General features: G+C 44.6%; 17 protein-coding genes. 7 read left to right on the forward strand and 10 right to left on the reverse strand.

Features of this window, described 5'->3' with window-relative positions; translation table 11 throughout:
• Positions 1-120: 120 nt before the first annotated feature.
• The 3 genes from AC1DVJ_RS15565 to AC1DVJ_RS15575 form a co-directional block, all read right to left on the reverse strand.
• Positions 121-354: a ferredoxin gene (locus tag AC1DVJ_RS15565; RefSeq protein ID WP_028556576.1), complete on the reverse strand. Its 234-nt coding sequence runs from the start codon at positions 352-354 to the stop codon at positions 121-123.
• Positions 355-421: 67 nt separating this feature from the next.
• Positions 422-925, reverse strand: coding sequence for a molybdopterin-guanine dinucleotide biosynthesis protein B (mobB, locus tag AC1DVJ_RS15570; protein ID WP_477592149.1), 504 nt, complete (start codon positions 923-925; stop codon positions 422-424).
• A gap of 6 nt (positions 926-931) precedes the next feature.
• Positions 932-2,233, reverse strand: coding sequence for a DNA polymerase IV (locus AC1DVJ_RS15575; RefSeq protein ID WP_477592150.1), 1,302 nt, complete (start codon positions 2,231-2,233; stop codon positions 932-934).
• Positions 2,234-2,470: 237 nt separating this feature from the next.
• Between AC1DVJ_RS15575 and cimA the strand changes: the two genes are divergently transcribed.
• Positions 2,471-4,090 carry a citramalate synthase gene (cimA, locus tag AC1DVJ_RS15580; protein ID WP_477592151.1) on the forward strand — a complete coding sequence of 540 codons (1,620 nt, stop codon included), beginning with the start codon at positions 2,471-2,473 and terminating at the stop codon, positions 4,088-4,090.
• Between the two features lie 60 nt (positions 4,091-4,150).
• On the opposite strand, the gene AC1DVJ_RS15585 is transcribed toward cimA, so the two are convergent.
• Complete coding sequence (locus AC1DVJ_RS15585) at positions 4,151-4,687, reverse strand: TlpA family protein disulfide reductase (protein ID WP_477592152.1); 537 nt, start codon at positions 4,685-4,687, stop codon at positions 4,151-4,153.
• A gap of 177 nt (positions 4,688-4,864) precedes the next feature.
• Here AC1DVJ_RS15585 and AC1DVJ_RS15590 point away from each other — a divergent pair, with 177 nt between their 5' ends.
• A complete protein-coding gene (locus AC1DVJ_RS15590; protein WP_477592183.1) occupies positions 4,865-6,121 on the forward strand; it encodes an MFS transporter in 1,257 nt (418 codons plus the stop codon).
• Positions 6,122-6,164: 43 nt separating this feature from the next.
• Entirely contained in the window at positions 6,165-6,593 is a 429-nt protein-coding gene (locus AC1DVJ_RS15595; RefSeq protein WP_477592153.1) for a M67 family metallopeptidase, read from the forward strand.
• On the opposite strand, the gene AC1DVJ_RS15600 is transcribed toward AC1DVJ_RS15595, so the two are convergent.
• The 3 genes from AC1DVJ_RS15600 to AC1DVJ_RS15610 are packed head-to-tail and all read right to left on the reverse strand — an operon-like array spanning position 6,587 to position 9,878.
• Complete coding sequence (locus AC1DVJ_RS15600) at positions 6,587-7,321, reverse strand: exonuclease domain-containing protein (RefSeq protein ID WP_477592154.1); 735 nt, start codon at positions 7,319-7,321, stop codon at positions 6,587-6,589. The two genes, AC1DVJ_RS15595 and AC1DVJ_RS15600, sit on opposite strands and share 7 nt — an antisense overlap.
• Before the next feature lie 49 nt (positions 7,322-7,370).
• Positions 7,371-8,453: a DUF294 nucleotidyltransferase-like domain-containing protein gene (locus tag AC1DVJ_RS15605; protein WP_477592155.1), complete on the reverse strand. Its 1,083-nt coding sequence runs from the start codon at positions 8,451-8,453 to the stop codon at positions 7,371-7,373.
• 39 nt (positions 8,454-8,492) lie between these two features.
• Positions 8,493-9,878, reverse strand: coding sequence for an ammonium transporter (locus tag AC1DVJ_RS15610; protein WP_477592156.1), 1,386 nt, complete (start codon positions 9,876-9,878; stop codon positions 8,493-8,495).
• A 306-nt stretch (positions 9,879-10,184) separates the two neighbouring features.
• Here AC1DVJ_RS15610 and AC1DVJ_RS15615 point away from each other — a divergent pair, with 306 nt between their 5' ends.
• Both AC1DVJ_RS15615 and AC1DVJ_RS15620 read left to right on the forward strand, forming a co-directional pair.
• Entirely contained in the window at positions 10,185-10,625 is a 441-nt protein-coding gene (locus AC1DVJ_RS15615) for a MerR family transcriptional regulator (protein ID WP_477592157.1), read from the forward strand.
• A gap of 22 nt (positions 10,626-10,647) precedes the next feature.
• Positions 10,648-11,337: a zinc metallopeptidase gene (locus tag AC1DVJ_RS15620; RefSeq protein WP_477592158.1), complete on the forward strand. Its 690-nt coding sequence runs from the start codon at positions 10,648-10,650 to the stop codon at positions 11,335-11,337.
• A 55-nt stretch (positions 11,338-11,392) separates the two neighbouring features.
• Here AC1DVJ_RS15620 and gltC read toward each other — a convergent pair whose 3' ends face one another.
• A complete protein-coding gene (gltC, locus tag AC1DVJ_RS15625) occupies positions 11,393-12,277 on the reverse strand; it encodes a glutamate biosynthesis transcriptional regulator GltC (RefSeq protein ID WP_477592159.1) in 885 nt (294 codons plus the stop codon).
• Positions 12,278-12,435: 158 nt separating this feature from the next.
• On the opposite strand from gltC, the gene tpx reads away from it, so the two are divergent.
• Positions 12,436-12,954, forward strand: a complete 519-nt coding sequence (tpx, locus tag AC1DVJ_RS15630) for a thiol peroxidase (RefSeq protein WP_477592160.1) — start codon at positions 12,436-12,438, stop codon at positions 12,952-12,954.
• Positions 12,955-13,002: 48 nt separating this feature from the next.
• Here the strand turns inward: tpx and AC1DVJ_RS15635 are convergent, their stop codons facing one another.
• Together AC1DVJ_RS15635 and AC1DVJ_RS15640 are read right to left on the reverse strand one after the other, a co-directional pair.
• A complete protein-coding gene (locus tag AC1DVJ_RS15635; RefSeq protein WP_477592161.1) occupies positions 13,003-13,392 on the reverse strand; it encodes a DUF1499 domain-containing protein in 390 nt (129 codons plus the stop codon).
• Between the two features lie 146 nt (positions 13,393-13,538).
• A complete protein-coding gene (locus tag AC1DVJ_RS15640; RefSeq protein WP_477592162.1) occupies positions 13,539-14,885 on the reverse strand; it encodes an Nramp family divalent metal transporter in 1,347 nt (448 codons plus the stop codon).
• Between the two features lie 315 nt (positions 14,886-15,200).
• Here AC1DVJ_RS15640 and xylB point away from each other — a divergent pair, with 315 nt between their 5' ends.
• A complete protein-coding gene (gene xylB, locus AC1DVJ_RS15645; protein ID WP_477592163.1) occupies positions 15,201-16,739 on the forward strand; it encodes a xylulokinase in 1,539 nt (512 codons plus the stop codon).
• Positions 16,740-16,776 lie beyond the last annotated feature (37 nt).

Below are 16,776 nucleotides of genomic sequence, written 5' to 3' on the forward strand. Positions count from 1 at the left end.
GGCAATAAATTGTTACAAATTTCACTGTTTTTCATCAAAAAAAAAGAGCCCGTTCCTTTTCAGGAAACGAGCTCTTTCGACATTTCGTGATTTTCTCACAAAATGAATCTTTAATTATGATTAGCTAAAAGGTGAATCCGCAACTTTAATGGAGTCAGTCGGGCAGCCATCTTGAGCATCTTGCAGATCATCAAATAGATCTTCAGGAATTTCAGTAACCCCTTTGTTTCCATCTCCATCAAAAATCACTTCTGCCAAACCTTCATCATCGTAATCATAGATATCTGGAGCTGTAGCTCCGCAAGCGCCGCAAGCGATGCAAGTATCTTTATCAACAAATGTATACTTAGCCATGTTTTCTACTCCTCCTCAAATTATCCTCATTGTAAAATATAATATAAATACGGACAAAGTTCAAACCTTAAAATTGACAATCTCCAAAATATTTCTCAATAAAGTCTGCAATTCCACGGATATCATTCAAATTAAAACGTGGATGAGCAAAGTCATCTTCTAGATTAGATAGATCGGTCGCAACCGCAATCGGACTTGACACCAATCCTCTAATCATCTCTCTTTGCTCCATTGTACGATAAACGGCAATCTTTGGATGCTTTTCCCTCTTGAAACCCTCGATAAAAATATAGTCAAGATGGGCATACGTTAGTAAAAGCTCTTCCAGGCTCGGTGTTTCCTTCTTCTCATAAACGTGTATGGCATCAGGTGAAAGTGTAACCACAACATCAGCGCCAGACTCGGCGAAAATTGTTGAGTCGGCTCCTTTCACTTCTTTATAATGTCCATGCGCATCATGTTTCATCACTGCAATCTGATGGCCGCGATGTTTCATTTCAATAATAAGCTTAGCAACCAAAGTTGTTTTCCCACTATTGGAATATCCAGCGAAGCCCAAGCAATGAGCCATGCTCCCTCACTCTCCCTTATCCTTATGAAGAGGATTATTTCGCAAATGGTCCATCTGCAAGGACGTTCCTCTTACTTTGTGATTTCGAATTAAGGACGATGGATCATCGCTCATCATCCCAGCCGTTAGAATCACACCTTCTCCAAATTTATCACGTAATCCATCCATGACTCTATTCAGGTTCTCCCTGCGCGGCTGCTTCTCGTAATCAAATAAATCGAGCTGCACATAGGATTCTTCCTTGGCGATCAAATTCTGCAACGTAATTCCTAAGAGTCGAACCGGATTTCCATCCTCCCATTGATGATCATATAGCTGACAGGAGGTCCGATATATATCATCCATATGCTCAGTTGGCGTTGGCAGGGTAAGAGATCTGGTAATCGTCCTCATCTCAGGATCGCGGATCGTTATTTGAATCGTTGAAGTCAAGAGCTCTTGTTTACGCAGTCTTCTCGCTACCTGATCCGCTAGATTCAGAAGGACGCGATGGATTTCGACGCGATCCGTATAATCACGCGGCAATGTCGTCGTATGTCCGATTGACTTACTCTGCTCTTGCTCTGGATTCACCACAGAGGGATCAATACCATTGGCAGCGCGCTTCAAGTGAGCGCCCATCACGCCGAAGTGCTTACTTAACAGCGTGTCGTCTCCTACTGCCAACTGTCCTAACGTATGGATACCAAGCCGCATAAGCTTTTCCGCTGTTTTTTTCCCAATACCATATAAGTAATTACAAGGCTTGTCCCAAAATACGGATGGCACATCACGCAACCGCAAAACCGTAATCCCATTCGGTTTCTTCATATCTGAACCCATCTTGGCCAGCAGCTTATTGGGCGCAACGCCAATGGAGCATGGTAATTGCAACTCTTGCATAATTCTTTTTTGAATACTATTTGCAATTTCAAGCGGTGTTCCAAACTGTTTAGATCCTGTGATATCTACAAAACATTCATCGATAGACATAGATTCTACCATCGGTGAATATCCATAGACTATCTGCATGAACCGCCTGGAGAAATTACGATAGAGATCGAAGTCAGGTCTGATTAAGATGAGATCCGGACATATTTTTAACGCTTGCCTAACTTGCATGCCTGTTTTGATCCCTAATGAGCGCGCTGCATATGATGAAGTAACGACGATCCCCTTACGCAGCTCCACACTCCCTGCAACAGCAAGAGGCTTTCCCTTATATAAGTCAGGCTCTACAGCTTCATGAACAGAGCAGTAGAAAGCATTCATATCAATATGTAAAATGACTCTGCCTTGCTTGGGATAATGATGCTCTACGGACACCATATGCTTTCCCTCCCAGTGTTAGTGAATCAAATTTCAGAGCCTTCTACTCGAGTGAAACATATACATCCTGAGTTGTCAAAAAAATAATCATTTAAGTCAATGCGATTTCACATTATGATGTCTTTAGCTGAACATTTATGTTATAATCGTAAATTATACATTAGCGCTTTAAAGCAAGCGAAACTACACACATTACTTACACCGAAGTCACTTTGCTAGCTTTTGAAGGAGGAACCCATGCCAACATCAGTCAAAATCTTCGATACCACCCTGCGAGACGGAACTCAAGGAGAAGGTATCTCCCTATCCGTCGAGGATAAAATCAAAATCGCCCGTAAGCTCGATGAGCTGGGGGTTCATTATATTGAAGGCGGATGGCCGGGCAGCAACAGCAAAGACATTGAATTCTTTGAGCGGGCTCGCACGATGACTTTCACCAATGCCAAAATTACCGCGTTCGGAAGCACAAGACGGAAAGATTCAATTGCCGCGGACGACATTAACCTAAATAGACTAGTAGAATCAGGCGCTCCAGTCGCAACGATTTTCGGTAAGTCATGGGACTTTCATGTAACTACGGCCATTCAAACGACACTTGAAGAAAATTTGAATATGATTTATGACTCTGTTCTCTTCCTAAAAAGCAGCGGGATGGAAGTCATTTATGATGCTGAGCATTTCTTCGATGGCTACAAAAATAATCCCGACTATGCGCTGCAAACAATCAAAAAGGCGCAAGACGCTGGAGCTGATTGGATTACGCTTTGTGATACGAATGGCGGATCCTTACCTAATGAGATCACAGCGATCGTAACGACAGTTACGCAGCACGTCTCTACACCAGTAGGTATTCACGCCCATAACGATTGTGAATTAGGTGTAGCTAACTCGCTCGCTGCCGTACAAGCTGGTGCTAGACAAGTCCAAGGGACGATTAACGGCTACGGTGAACGCTGTGGAAATGCCAACCTGAGCTCGATTATCCCTAATTTACAATTGAAACTTAACTATGATGTGATCTCCACGGATCAATTGAAATCACTCACATCCGTTTCGAGATATGTCAGCGAAATCGCCAACATGCATATGCCAGTTAACCAACCTTATGTTGGTAATGCGGCATTTGCTCACAAAGGCGGCATTCATGTCTCCGCTATCCTCAAGGATGCAAGTACGTATGAACATACGAAGCCTGAGCTCGTAGGAAATAAACAACGCGTGCTTGTTTCAGAGCTTGCAGGCCAAAGCAACGTACTTGTCAAAGCACAAGAGCTTAACTTGGATTTCAATAAAGAACACCAGAAGACAAAAGAAGTGATTGAGAAGATTAAGGACATGGAGCRTCAGGGCTATCAATTCGAAGGTGCCGATGCCACGCTTGAACTCCTGTTACGTGAGGCGTTCGAAGGACTTGAAGAAATTTTCACCCTCGAATCCTTCAAAATGCTCGTTGAAAAAACGCCTAACCATTCAGTCGTTTCCGAAGCTATTGTTAAAGTGAAGGTGCACGGCGAAACGATTTACACCGCGGCCGAAGGGAACGGTCCCTTAAATGCCTTAGATAATGCTTTACGGAAAGCACTCATTCAATATTACCCTGATATTAAGAATGTTCATCTTTCTGACTATAAGGTACGTGTATTGGACGAGAAGGACGCAACAGCCGGCAAGGTTCGTGTTCTCATGGAATCAACCGACTTCAAATCAACTTGGAATACGCTTGGCGTATCCACTAATATCATCGAAGCGAGTTGGTACGCTCTCGTAGACAGCTTGCGTTATGCTTTAATCAGCAGACAACGTGTTGAGCCTGCAAAAACAGAGCAACAGGAACGCTTAGGCTTAGTGAATCATTGAACTTAAACGAAAAAGCTGCAAGAGCATGAATTGCTCTCTTGCAGCTTTTATTATTTCACATCATTCTTCCTTCAAAAGATTCGCCATCTTCTTATCGAGCTCCTTCGGGGAAAGCACATGGATGATTTCCCGAATCACGCCATTTTTATCAATAAGAAAGCTCGTGGGGATTGCAATAACATTATAGGTATCCGCATTCGTCCCTTGTTTATCGAGCAGCACGGGGAAAGGATACTCATAGGTATCCACGAATTTTTTAATATTGTCCATTTTATCCCCAGGCGTCACATTCACCGCATAAAGATCGAATTTCCCCTCATATTTTTTATACAAATTCACCAGATCAGGCGCTTCTTCCTCACAAGGACCACACCAGGATGCCCAAAAATTCACAAACATCGGCTTTTCACGCGGCCCGCCAACGGAATAATCCTTCCCATCTAAGCCTTGCAATGTAAAAGAAGGAGCTAAGAAATTAACCTTTGCCGCTTGCTCGCTTGGCATTAGGGTTTGTTTATTTTCATTCTGCACATTTTGATAAACCGCAAAGCCCGCCAATACGAAGACGAAAGCGATTGCGATGAGATTCTTCTTCACAGTATCAACCTCCACTCCCTCTATATTATCTCCAATTCGACGTAAATTCCAACATAACAATCGATAAGTATGCTTTCATCCAATTAGGGAAAAGTAATCCTACTCTTTGCGATGAAAGGAAATGTTCCTATGAAGCACGCTGCCATCAAACATAAAGGTAAGGCACCTGTAGATAGAATGAATATTTACGAACACGAAGAAACGTCTGACAAAAAAAAGACAGACGCCGGCGAGAAAGGGAGCGTTTGGCAATATCTCGCACTTGCGTCCATCCCTTTGGTGCTTGTTCTTGGCAATTCTACACTTGTCCCAATCCTCCCTGATTTGCAAGAGAAAATGAGCATATCCCGTTTCCAAAGCTCACTTATCATAACCCTATTTTCGCTTACTGCAGGCATCTTCATTCCGGTATCCGGTTACTTATCTGATCGCTTCACCCGCAAAACTGTTATTATCCCTTCACTCATTGTATACGGTTCTGCGGGGATACTCGCAGGGCTTGGCGCCGTCTGGAACTCGTACCCTACACTTATCACTGCCCGTGCTATACAAGGCCTCGGAGCGGCAGGTACAGCCTCTATTGCTATGGCCCTAGTAGGAGATATCTATAAAGGTCCCAAAGCCAGTAAAGCTCTCGGCCTCATCGAAGCCTCCAACGGAATCGGAAAGGTTGTTAGTCCTATTTTAGGCTCTCTACTAGCGTTAATAATTTGGTTCGCGCCTTTTTTTGCCTTTCCACTTTTTTGCTTGCTTGCTCTACTTGCCGTTATTTTTATGATCAAAGAACCTGCCAAAGAGAAAGAGGCCGAACCCCTTAAACAATATTTGAACCAAATCAAAACCATCCTGAGGAGCAAAGGCCGCTGGCTGCTACCCGCTTTTGTCGCTGGTTCCATCACGCTATTTATTTTATTCGGCGTACTCTTCTATCTCTCGCAAATTTTGGAAGAAAAGCCCTACAACATCGAAGGCGTTCGCAAAGGACTTATCCTCGCCATTCCTTTACTCTGCCTCGTCATTACCTCTTATACCACGGGAGCTAAAATAAAACAAAATGGCAAGCTTATGCGTTGGCTCATGAATATCGGTCTCATCATCATGATCGTATCACTTGCATTAGCAACCTTCCTTAATGGAAACCTGTATGTCTTCATTGGCTTATTATCACTAAGCGGGATTGGGACAGGACTCCTCCTCCCCTGCCTAAACACACTCATAACCGGGTCGGTCGAGCGTGAGCAACGCGGTATGATCACTTCGCTATATAATAGCTTACGCTTTATTGGCGTCGCCTTTGGCCCGCCCCTATTCGGTTGGCTCATGAGTATCTCACACAAGACACTCTTCATCACAGTCGCCTCATTAGCTATTCTCATGCTCGCCCTCGTATATTTCTTCATTAAGCCGAAGGCAGAATTGAAAGAACAAACATGATATACTAACCTCATTCGATGCAATGTGAGGGGCGGGAGCGATCGTGAGCGTACATTTACCTAAGAAGTTATATGACGAAATGGTATTGCACAGCTTGCATTCGCTCCCCAATGAAGCATGTGGCATCCTGCTAGGAGAAGACCCCTCCTTGCAGACAGAGGAACTTCATGTACATACCTTTATCCCTTTGCTCAATACTGCTATACATCCAACTCGGCAATTTGCCATTAATCCCATTGATATGCTTCCCTATCTAAGTGATCGCAATCGTCCGATTGTTGGTCTATTTCATTCACACCCTACAGCGCCCCCCATCCCTTCAGCTGAGGATCTCCAAACGCTCTGGCACATGATGCCAACTTACTGGATCTTATCCTTACAACGCGCAGGAAATCCCGACCTCCAGGTCTATCGCCTAAAAAAAACCACCACTACCGCATATCACAAACTTTCGTTTGTCATCGGTCAATGATGGCTTAATAAAGCATATAAATCGCCTAGCGTATCCACATCTCTAGCTCTTATTTCTTCCATGAATCGGGACCAAAGCTGTGCGGTCATGAGCGCATCCTCAAGCGCATGGTGACGCACGGTAACAGGAATGTCATAAGCATGAAGAAGGGAGTCCAAGCTTAAGTTTTTCCGTTTGGGCATGAGCCATTTCACAATCATCATAATATCTAGGACACGATGGGATAAGCTAACTTTTGACGTACGCCACAAGGCCGAGTTCAAAAAGTTTTTATCATGGCCAATCGCATGTGCCACTAGGATTTTCTGCTGAACGAATTCCAAGAAATCACTTAATACACCAATCAAATCAGGCGCATCACTTGCCATTTCATTCGTAATTCCCGTGAGCTTCACGATCTCATCTGGTATCTTACGCTTTGGGTTTACCATTTTATAAAAGGTATCTTGCGTCTGCACCTCACCACCAATAACAGAGACAGCGCCGAATGAAATAATTTCATCACCATTATAGGGAGAGAAGCCCGTCGTTTCAAGATCAAACACCACGATTTCCATCGAATGTAGGGGAATTTCAAACAAAGAATCCTTCCGTTGCTCTTTCAACATCGACCGAATGAAGGCCATTTGCTGCGCACTTTGTGCATCAAACATCGAGGTTAGAGCTGGCGTCAATCCACCCATCTTATACAAATGCCACATACGACCTGCTGGACGCATATCTTTCACTTCAGTCACCACTCCCTACAAATGAAACGTGATTTCCGATTCCGATTATCTAACCTTTTTCTCTCTCTATGTGTGATCCAATGGATTTACTGACATATTTCTGCAATTCAATCCCCGTCCGCAGACATCGCTTTAATTGCATACGAGTTTCCTTGTCTAGCTGAGCCCTAGTAAGTTTACCCCTGGTCGTATATTTCTCTTCATCTAACTGGAAAGGAGTCGTACCTCTAAGCTGTAGCGCGATAGAAAAAGCGATTTCCCAATCACTTGCCAGTTGCTCTGACACGACAGCGTTGGTCTTTAACTGCTTAATTCGTTCTAATGTAGAAGTAGCCAGAATCCCTGCTTGAATAGCAAGCAGTCGAACCCCGTTTACAATCGGAATATAAGCGCCATATTTGATGTCAAATCCACCCGCATCTTCGCCATATCTCTCTGTAATTAAATTTCTAAATACACCTAACGAAATTTTGTGATGTAACGTATTCGATAGCAAATATTTCAAGATACTAGGATGCTCCTGGACATAAGTAAGAAATGCTTCTTTCAACTTCTTTACCAATGCCTCGGAACCATAAATACAACGCAAATCCGCCAAAATGAGCAGATATCGCACATTTTCCCAATCCGGTTCCATAAACCAGCCATTCATCATCTCCGTGTATCCATGCAGCGACTTTCGCCATTGCGGATTGCTCGAAATGACATTCCCTTCACAGGGCGGGTAACCTAACACATCCAAGCCGCGAAGAATATACGAAGTAAGCTTTTCAAAATAGGCATTTATTTCTTCTTGCGTATGCGTTTCACTTTCCTCATAAATAAGTGCGTTGTCTTGATCACTCCAGAGTGTCTGTTCCCTTCTACCACCACTGCCCAATAGAATAAAAGCATAGGCGACAGGCGGCTTCCCGTAACCTTCATCCTCAAGTAAATGCTCAGCTAGCTGAGCCGTTCTCTGAATCAACGCATCATGTACTTGATTGATTTGCTGTCCTATTTCAGAAGTATTGGAAAAAAGGAGATGCTCCCGAAACATCTCATGCACCTGATCTCTGGTTTTACGCATCTCTTCGAATTGCTCCGATTGATAAATGCGTTCCAGGATCCGTTCCATTGAGAGATGGTTCATGTTGCATCCCCTTTGCTCTAGTAGAAAGTATATGTGTTATTAAACGGACACGCCGTTTTGAGCTGCTTTTTTCATTTGCTCAGGATATCCGTATGAACCATGCTCAGACAGATCCAGACCAATGATTTCTTCTTCTTCTGTAACACGAAGACCAATAGTAGCTTTAAGAATGCCTAGAATAATGAAGGAAAGAACAAGTACGAATGCTAGAGCTCCTGCAAGACCTAACGCTTGAACACCTAGTTGGTGGAAGCCACCGCCGTAAAATAAACCTGCACCACCGACTCCTACCTTAGCTGAAAGCTCAGGCGTTGCGAACAAACCAGTGGATAATGTACCCCAGATACCAGCGATACCGTGTACAGAGAAAGCATAGATCGGATCGTCGATTCCAGCTCTTTCGAACCATTGTGCCGTGAAGAATGTTACGATACCAGCTACTGCACCAATTACAAGAGCAGCCCAAGCGTCTACGAACGCACATGCAGCCGTGATGGCAACAAGTGCAGCCAGAACACCATTCAACATACTAGGAATATCCGCTTTACCAAAGTACATCCAAGAGATCACTAGCGCCGCAACTGCACCTGCCGCAGCAGCCATGTTCGTAGTCAACGCGATGTAACCGAAGAATCCGTCGCCCATTGCACTTAGCGTACTACCTGGGTTGAAACCGAACCAACCGATCCAAAGAATGATAACACCGAGTACAGACAATACTTGGTTGTGACCAGGAATCAAGTTTGGCGTTTTATCTTTATTATATTTGCCAATACGCGGTTTAAGCAAGATCGTTGCAACCAAAGCTGCTGTCGCACCTTGTAAATGAACTACCGTTGAGCCCGCGAAATCTTGCATACCCAATTTGCTCAACCAGCCGCCGCCCCATACCCAGTGCGCTACGATTGGATAGATAATGACTGTGAACAAAATTCCGAAGATGAAGTAAACTGGAAGTTTCGCTCTTTCTGCGAATCCGCCCCAAGCGATTGCAAGGGAGACACCAGCGAAAGCTAATTGGAACAAAAATTTAATGCCGATTGGCACATCAGAGAAGGATAGAGATCCGAATGCTGCAGCAGCTTGATCTTCTAAACCTGTTACGAAGAAGCCCGTTTCTCCGAAGAATGCATTTCCATCACCGAAGGCGAAACCGAAACCTACAGCCCAGAATGCAATGGCACATAATCCGAAAGTTAAAATCGTTTTACCGGCTACGTGACCGGCATTTTTCATTCTAGTTGATCCCGCTTCTAAAAGTGCAAAACCAGCTTGCATGAAAATGACTAAGATTGCTGCTAACATAACCCACACTGCATCAATTGCACTCTGTAATTGTGGTACCGTTGCCTCATCCGCTGCAAATGCGAGTGTAGGGAACAATAATGACATAAGACCGAAAGCTAACAACATTTTCTTAACCATACGACCACTTCCTTTAATGTTAGATTAAGTAACATGTAATGAAACTCTTAATGTCATTATATACAGGTTATTTGGGTTTGACAATAGGAATTTCATCAAAAAATTGAAAAAAGCGAAAAATAACCTGACATGAAACAGGCATAATTCGTGTTTAGCCTCATATGCGTTCTTTATTCACGCGATTTACATCATTTTCCGATGTCAGCTTTCCGAAGTATCACGTTTGACTGTACGGTTTGCAATCAGTTATCATGTTTATATATAGAAGAAAGAAATTCAAACCATTGGAGTAGAGGTGAATTTAGCATGGGGAATGAGAAGCTTTACAAAATCGGAGAGCTCGCTAAGCTTGCTGATGTCAGCCCTCGTACCATTGATTACTACACCAAGCTGAGCTTAATTGAACCAGAGAAGAGATCGGAAACGAACTACCGACTATACAGCGATGAAACTTTGCATCGACTGAAGCGTATTGAATCAATGAAGAACGAGAAATATACCTTAGAGGAAATCAAAGTAAATTTACAACAATGGAGTAAAGTGTCCTCCGACGATACAGTGACAGATAAGCTCACATCCCTTCAACTTCATCTTGAACAATTAATGAAGGAAGCCAAGGAGCTGAGCCCGCTCGTTCAGCAATTAAAGCCTAAACAGTTGAAAAAGCTGTATCACATCCTAACACAACCGACCGCAGCGTGCATTGAAGCACTTATTGTTCTTCTAGGTAAAAATCCGTTCTCATAATTGAATTACGGAGGAGTGCCCTATGTTTCATTACCCGATGGATATTCTAATTATTATTGCGTTCGCCCTTTCCATGTGGGCTTCATTCCGAGTGCGCGGGACTTTCAAGAAGTGGTCTAGCGTTCCGGTGTACTCTCGTATGACGGGTGCCGAAGCAGCAAGAAGGATGTTAGATGCCAACGGTCTTTATGAGGTGCCTGTCGAAGCAGTACCAGGCACGTTGACAGACCACTACGATCCAATGGCACGTACAGTACGGTTATCGGAGCCCGTCTACTTCCAAAGCTCCATCTCAGCCGTGTCTGTTGCCTGTCATGAAGTAGGTCATGCAATTCAACATCAAGTTCACTATCCTATGTTGGTTGCAAGACATCGCATGTTTCCTGTTGTTAATTTCGCCTCTGGCGTGGCTCCAATCCTTATCATAGCAGGATTCATTTTTCAACAGATTCCTTGGCTGCTTGAAATCGGTATTATTTTCTTCGCCGTAGCCGTAGCTTTTCAATTAGTTACGTTACCCGTTGAATTTAACGCCAGCACCAGAGCTCGCAATGAAATGGTAGCACACGGCTTCATCTCTAATGAAGAAGAACGTGGTGTGGCTAAAGTTTTGAATGCTGCCGCGCTAACCTATGTTGCCGCTGCGTTGATCTCAGTGCTTGAGCTTCTGAAATACATCATGATTTTCAATGGTCGTAATAACAACGATTAACAATAAAAAGCTCTCCCATTTCAAGTTGCTAAGGCACCTGTTGGGAGAGCTTTTCTCATTTGAAATATTCATTTAGGAAACGTCGGAACACTTCAGCCACCAGCGGCAGCTTCACACCTTTGCGACAAATTAACCCAACCGTCCTCGTAACCTGAGGATCCGTAACACGAATCTTGACTGGTTGCATTTGCCCACCTTCCAATAAAGCCATCGACGGAAGCAAGCTGACTCCCATACCCGCGGCAACAAGACCTCGAATCGTATCTGTCTCTTCACCCTCGAACTCAATTTTCGGCACGAATCCTGCCTTGTGACAAGCCTCCATCACGATTGTTCGAAGCGTGTATTCTTCACTAAACATAACAAAGGGCTCATTCTTTAATTGCTCGAGTCGAATCGAGGTATAGTCCGCGAGAATATGATTGGAAGGAATAATGGCGAACAACTCTTCCGTTAATAGAATCTCACCCGTCACATGCTCATGTGATTCTGGAAAGGGTGAAATAAAGGCGAGGTCGATCTCCCCTCTCGAAACATCACGAATCAATGAGGTGTATGTACCTTGACGCAATCTAAACTTCACATTCGGATGATTTTTCTTAAAAGCCGCAACAACCGCAGGAAGTAAATTAATGACTAAACTATGTGGGAATCCAATACGAATCTCTCCTGCTTCTGGATCAAGAAATTCATGAATTTCGCCAACAGCGCGCTCCAAGTCAGTTAGAATGCCTTCAACTCGACTTAGAAATAGATGACCAACAGAGGTCAGATGTAAATTCCGCCCCTTTTGCACAAATAAATCAACGCCGAGCTCTTCTTCCAGCAAATGAATTTGTCGGCTAACTGCAGACTGCGCCACGTGCAGCTCTTCCGCTGCTTGGGTCACATGTTGTTTCCTCGCTACTTTCACAAAATATTGCAATTGTCTTAATTCCACGTGAGTAAATCCCCCGACTTAACTACATGATGACGAAACAAAATCCGTTCTTTGACTCCGATTATAGCCCTACAGCAACAATTGGACAACTTATCTGGAAAAAGCTTATAATAAGTGAGTTGTTATTTAGCATGGATAATAAAGGAGGAAATAATTCAATGGCACAAGAACGCACTGGTGTTGCTACCCTGAAAAGCAATCCTATCACTTTGGTAGGACCCGAAATCAAAGTGGGTGACAAAGCCCCAAATTTCACAGTTAACAAAGATTTGATGACACAAGTAACACTTGCTGATTATGCAGGTAAAGTGAAATTGATCTCTGTAGTTCCTTCTTTGGATACTGGCGTTTGTGACGCACAAACACGTCGTTTCAACGAAGAAGCAGCTGGCCTTGGCGAGAATGTTGCTGTTCTTACAATCAGTGTTGATCTTCCTTTCGCACAAGCTCGCTGGTGCGGCGCTGCAGGTATCGACAAAGTGATCACGTTGTCCGATTACAAAACAAAATCCTTTGGCGAAGCTTATGGCGTATTGATCAAAGAAATTCAATTGGATATGCGCGCTATTTTCGTAATCGACGCTAATGACACTGTTCAATACGTTGAGTACCTTGGCGAAATGACAGCTCACCCTAACTATGAAGCAGCTGTTGAAGCTGTTAAAAAATTAGTTTAATACACACAAATAAAACAGCAAGGAGGCCAAGCTTCCCTGCTGTTTTTGTTATCCATCGATTTTATATGAAGCAAGCTTACGGTCTAATTGTTTATAAATATCTAGAATTGTACGATAATTGGAACCAAGGTCCCCCATGGACCCACGTGAAGCTGAATAAATATCAACAGCCGTTTTCACAGGATTTATGGCAAACAACGTCAATGTTACGTCTTGGGTTCTCCCAGTCACTGTTCTACGCTCAGCAAGGATTTCTCCCACATTCGGAACCTCGTGAAGTAGCTTGTACCCCGGCGTTTTCTTCAATACAGCCGTTACCTCTTCCCAAACCTGCTCTTTCGGCAGCTTAAAATATCTAGTTTTGAGTAAAGGATCTCTGGCTTTTTCCCCTGTCGTTTCATGACTACGTACTAATCCGATTAAAGTTCTCTTTAGCAAAAGCCCTTTCCCCCTTCAATGAAGTGCATGTAGACCACTTGCCATTTCAACACTATTCTCTATAATACCATTGATTAGCCTTTAGAAAAAGAGGAAATTGAAAATCGGAGGATTACGCCCCCGATTTTCGCATGTGATCTATTCGATTATCCAAAAAATGTACTATATAACAGATAGGCATTTAACCCTGCAATTACAATGGCTACAAACCAGCTTAAAATCGCCATCCACTTCGGAATAACCAGCTCACCCATCTTTTTACGATCCGATGTGAAAGTAACAAGCGGGATCACTGCAAAAGATAGTTGTAAGGATAAAATAACCTGACTTAGAATGAGCAAATCCGTTGCTCCGCTTTCCCCATAAATACCAATCACGATAACCGCAGGTATAATTGCAATCAAGCGTGTAATTAACCGACGCAGCCAAGGCGTTAATCGGATATTTAGGAAGCCTTCCATGACGATCTGTCCAGCTAGTGTTCCGGTTAGCGTTGAGTTTTGACCTGATGCTAAGAGGGCGACTGCGAACAATATACTTGCTGCTCCAGTACCTAACATCGGCCCAAGAAGATGATACGCATCTTGAATTTCCGCAACTTCTTTCCCAGCTGAATGAAAGGCTGCCGCTGAAAGAATGAGGATCGCCGCGTTAACGAATAACGCGAGCATTAAGGCAACGGTTGAATCGATTGTCGAGAATTTAATCGCTTCGCGTTTCCCTTCGATCGTTGGTTCAATTTGACGCGTCTGAACAATGGATGAGTGCAAATATAAATTATGCGGCATCACGGTCGCACCTAGAATACCAAGTGCAATATATAACATAGCTGGATTCGTTACAATTTCAGTTGTAGGAATAAAGCCTGCTGCCACTGCAGCAAATTCTGGTTGAGAGAAAATAAGTTCCATGATGAAACACACCATAATTAGTACGATTAAACTAATGACCATTGCTTCAATGTAACGGAAGCCCCTCTTCTGGAGCATTAGCACCAAGAGAACATCGAGTGAAGTCAGAATAACGCCATAGATGAGCGGTAAACCGAAAAGTAATTGCAACGCAATCGCGGCCCCAATAACCTCAGCTAAGTCACATGCAGCTATGGCAAGCTCGCATAAAAACCAAAGCGCATAAGAAACGGGCTTACTATAATGATCACGGCACGCCTGCGCTAAATCTCGACCTGTCACGATACCTAGACGACCGGATAAAGCCTGTAGGAGAATGGCCATTAAATTAGAAATTAATATAACTGAAAGCAGGGTATATCCAAATTGTGAACCGCCCGCCAAATCCGTCGCCCAGTTTCCTGGATCCATATATCCAACAGCTACGAGATATCCAGGTCCCACGAAAGCTAGAAGCTTTCGGAAAAACCCTGCCTTTTTAGGTACTTTCATACTATGATGAACTTCAGGTAGACTTGGCATGGAGGAATCTTTCCGCCATCCGTTCGGTTCCTGATCCGGTTTTTTCATTGCAACTTCCATCGTTCTTCCCTTCTTTCGCAAGACCAATAATGTTGTTCTAAGGAAACTTTTAATTGAAGTATACTACATATCCTCATCTTATGCTACAGGTAAACAATTATGTTCCAATGAAATTATTTTTCCCTAAGGCAAGATTTGGGACTAGTTATTGCAAGCAAGCCATTCTCACCAAAAATTCAATGCAGAAAAATCAGAGAAAAAGAAGGATATTTGAAGCTATGGGCGAATACATTGATTAAGTTATCTTTGTATATTCAATAAACAAACAAAGAATATCGAAGCAATGACCATACTTCATTATAAAGGGTGATCCTCATGTCTTATTTTATGGGTTTAGATTTAGGTACATCTGCAATTAAATGTATTCTAGTCGATAAAGCCGGTACAGTTATCGGCTCACATTCCGTTGAATATCCGCTGCAACAACCCCATCCAGGTTGGGCCGAGCAACATCCTGAAGATTGGTGGAACGCCACCATCGCAGGCATTCAAGGGCTCCTGGCCAGCACTGGCGTATCTGGCGATGCCGTAGCAGGCGTTGGCTTCTCCGGCCAGATGCACGGCTCGGTCTTCCTTGATGAGGCGCAGCAGGTCATCCGGCCTGCGCTGCTCTGGTGCGACCAGCGCACCGCGGAGCAGTGTGCCTACATCGAAGCGACCGTCGGCGAAGCCGAGCTCGGACGCCTCACAGGCAATCGGGCGCTGACCGGCTTCACCGCACCCAAGCTCCTATGGCTCCGGCAGCATGAGCCGGAGAACTACTCCCGCGTTCGGCATCTCCTGCTGCCGAAGGATTACGTCAGGTTGCGCCTGACGGGAGCGTTCGGCATGGACATGGCCGACGCCAGCGGCACGCTGCTGCTCGATGTAGCCCATCGCAGCTGGTCTCAAACCGTTGCTGAGCGGTTAGAGATCCCGCTCGAATGGCTGCCGCCGCTCTATGAGTCTGGCGACATTGCCGGGCACCTGCTGCCTGAAGCAGCAGTTCTTACCGGCCTAGCCCCAGGCACGCCGATCGTCGTCGGCGGCGGAGATCAAGCCTGTGGCGCCGTTGGTGTTGGCGTCGTCCGCCAAGGCATCGCCTCGGTGGCGCTCGGCACGTCAGGTGTCGTCTTCGTCCACGACGACTCATATCAAGTGGATGAAGCGTACCGACTTCATTCCTTCTGTCACGGCGTGCCAGGCAAGTGGCACCGCATGGGTGTCATGCTCGCGGCTGGCGGCTCGTTCCAGTGGTGGCGTAATCACTTTGCGAGCGAAGAGCTTGCACGCGCGCAGCAAGAAGGCAAAGATGTGTACGAGATTCTAACAGCTGAAGCTGCTACGGCTCCACTTGGAAGCGAAGGCTTATTGTTCCTTCCTTACTTATCTGGTGAGCGGACGCCGCATCCGGATCCGAAGGCACGCGGCGCATTCATCGGACTCAATCTTAGACATGGGAAAGCACATTTAACCCGCGCTGTTCTCGAGGGCATCACCTTCGGTCTTCGCGACTCTATGGAATTGATTCGCGAATCCGGCATTGAAGTAACTGAGCTTCGCGTTAATGGCGGAGGAGCTCGGAGCCGATTCTGGCGTCAAATGATTGCTGACATTTTCGGAATTCCAGTTGTCACTGTTAATTCCACCGATGGCCCAGCTTATGGCGCCGCAATAATGGCTGCTTCAGGCGTCTTGCAAGTCGATATTACCAAACTGTGCGAAGATTGGATTCACGTTACAGATCGCGTAGAGCCTAACACCCAAAATCAGCAGAAATATGAAGCCTATTATAACGTGTATCGCAGCCTGTACCCTACACTGCAAAGCACATTCCATCAGTTAACGGATCTTGCGGAGCTATCTGATAACTGAACAAAAAAAGAGGTTGAGCAGGTAATACACCTGTTCA

The sequence above is a fragment of the Paenibacillus sp. P4_A9 genome (assembly GCF_056402415.1).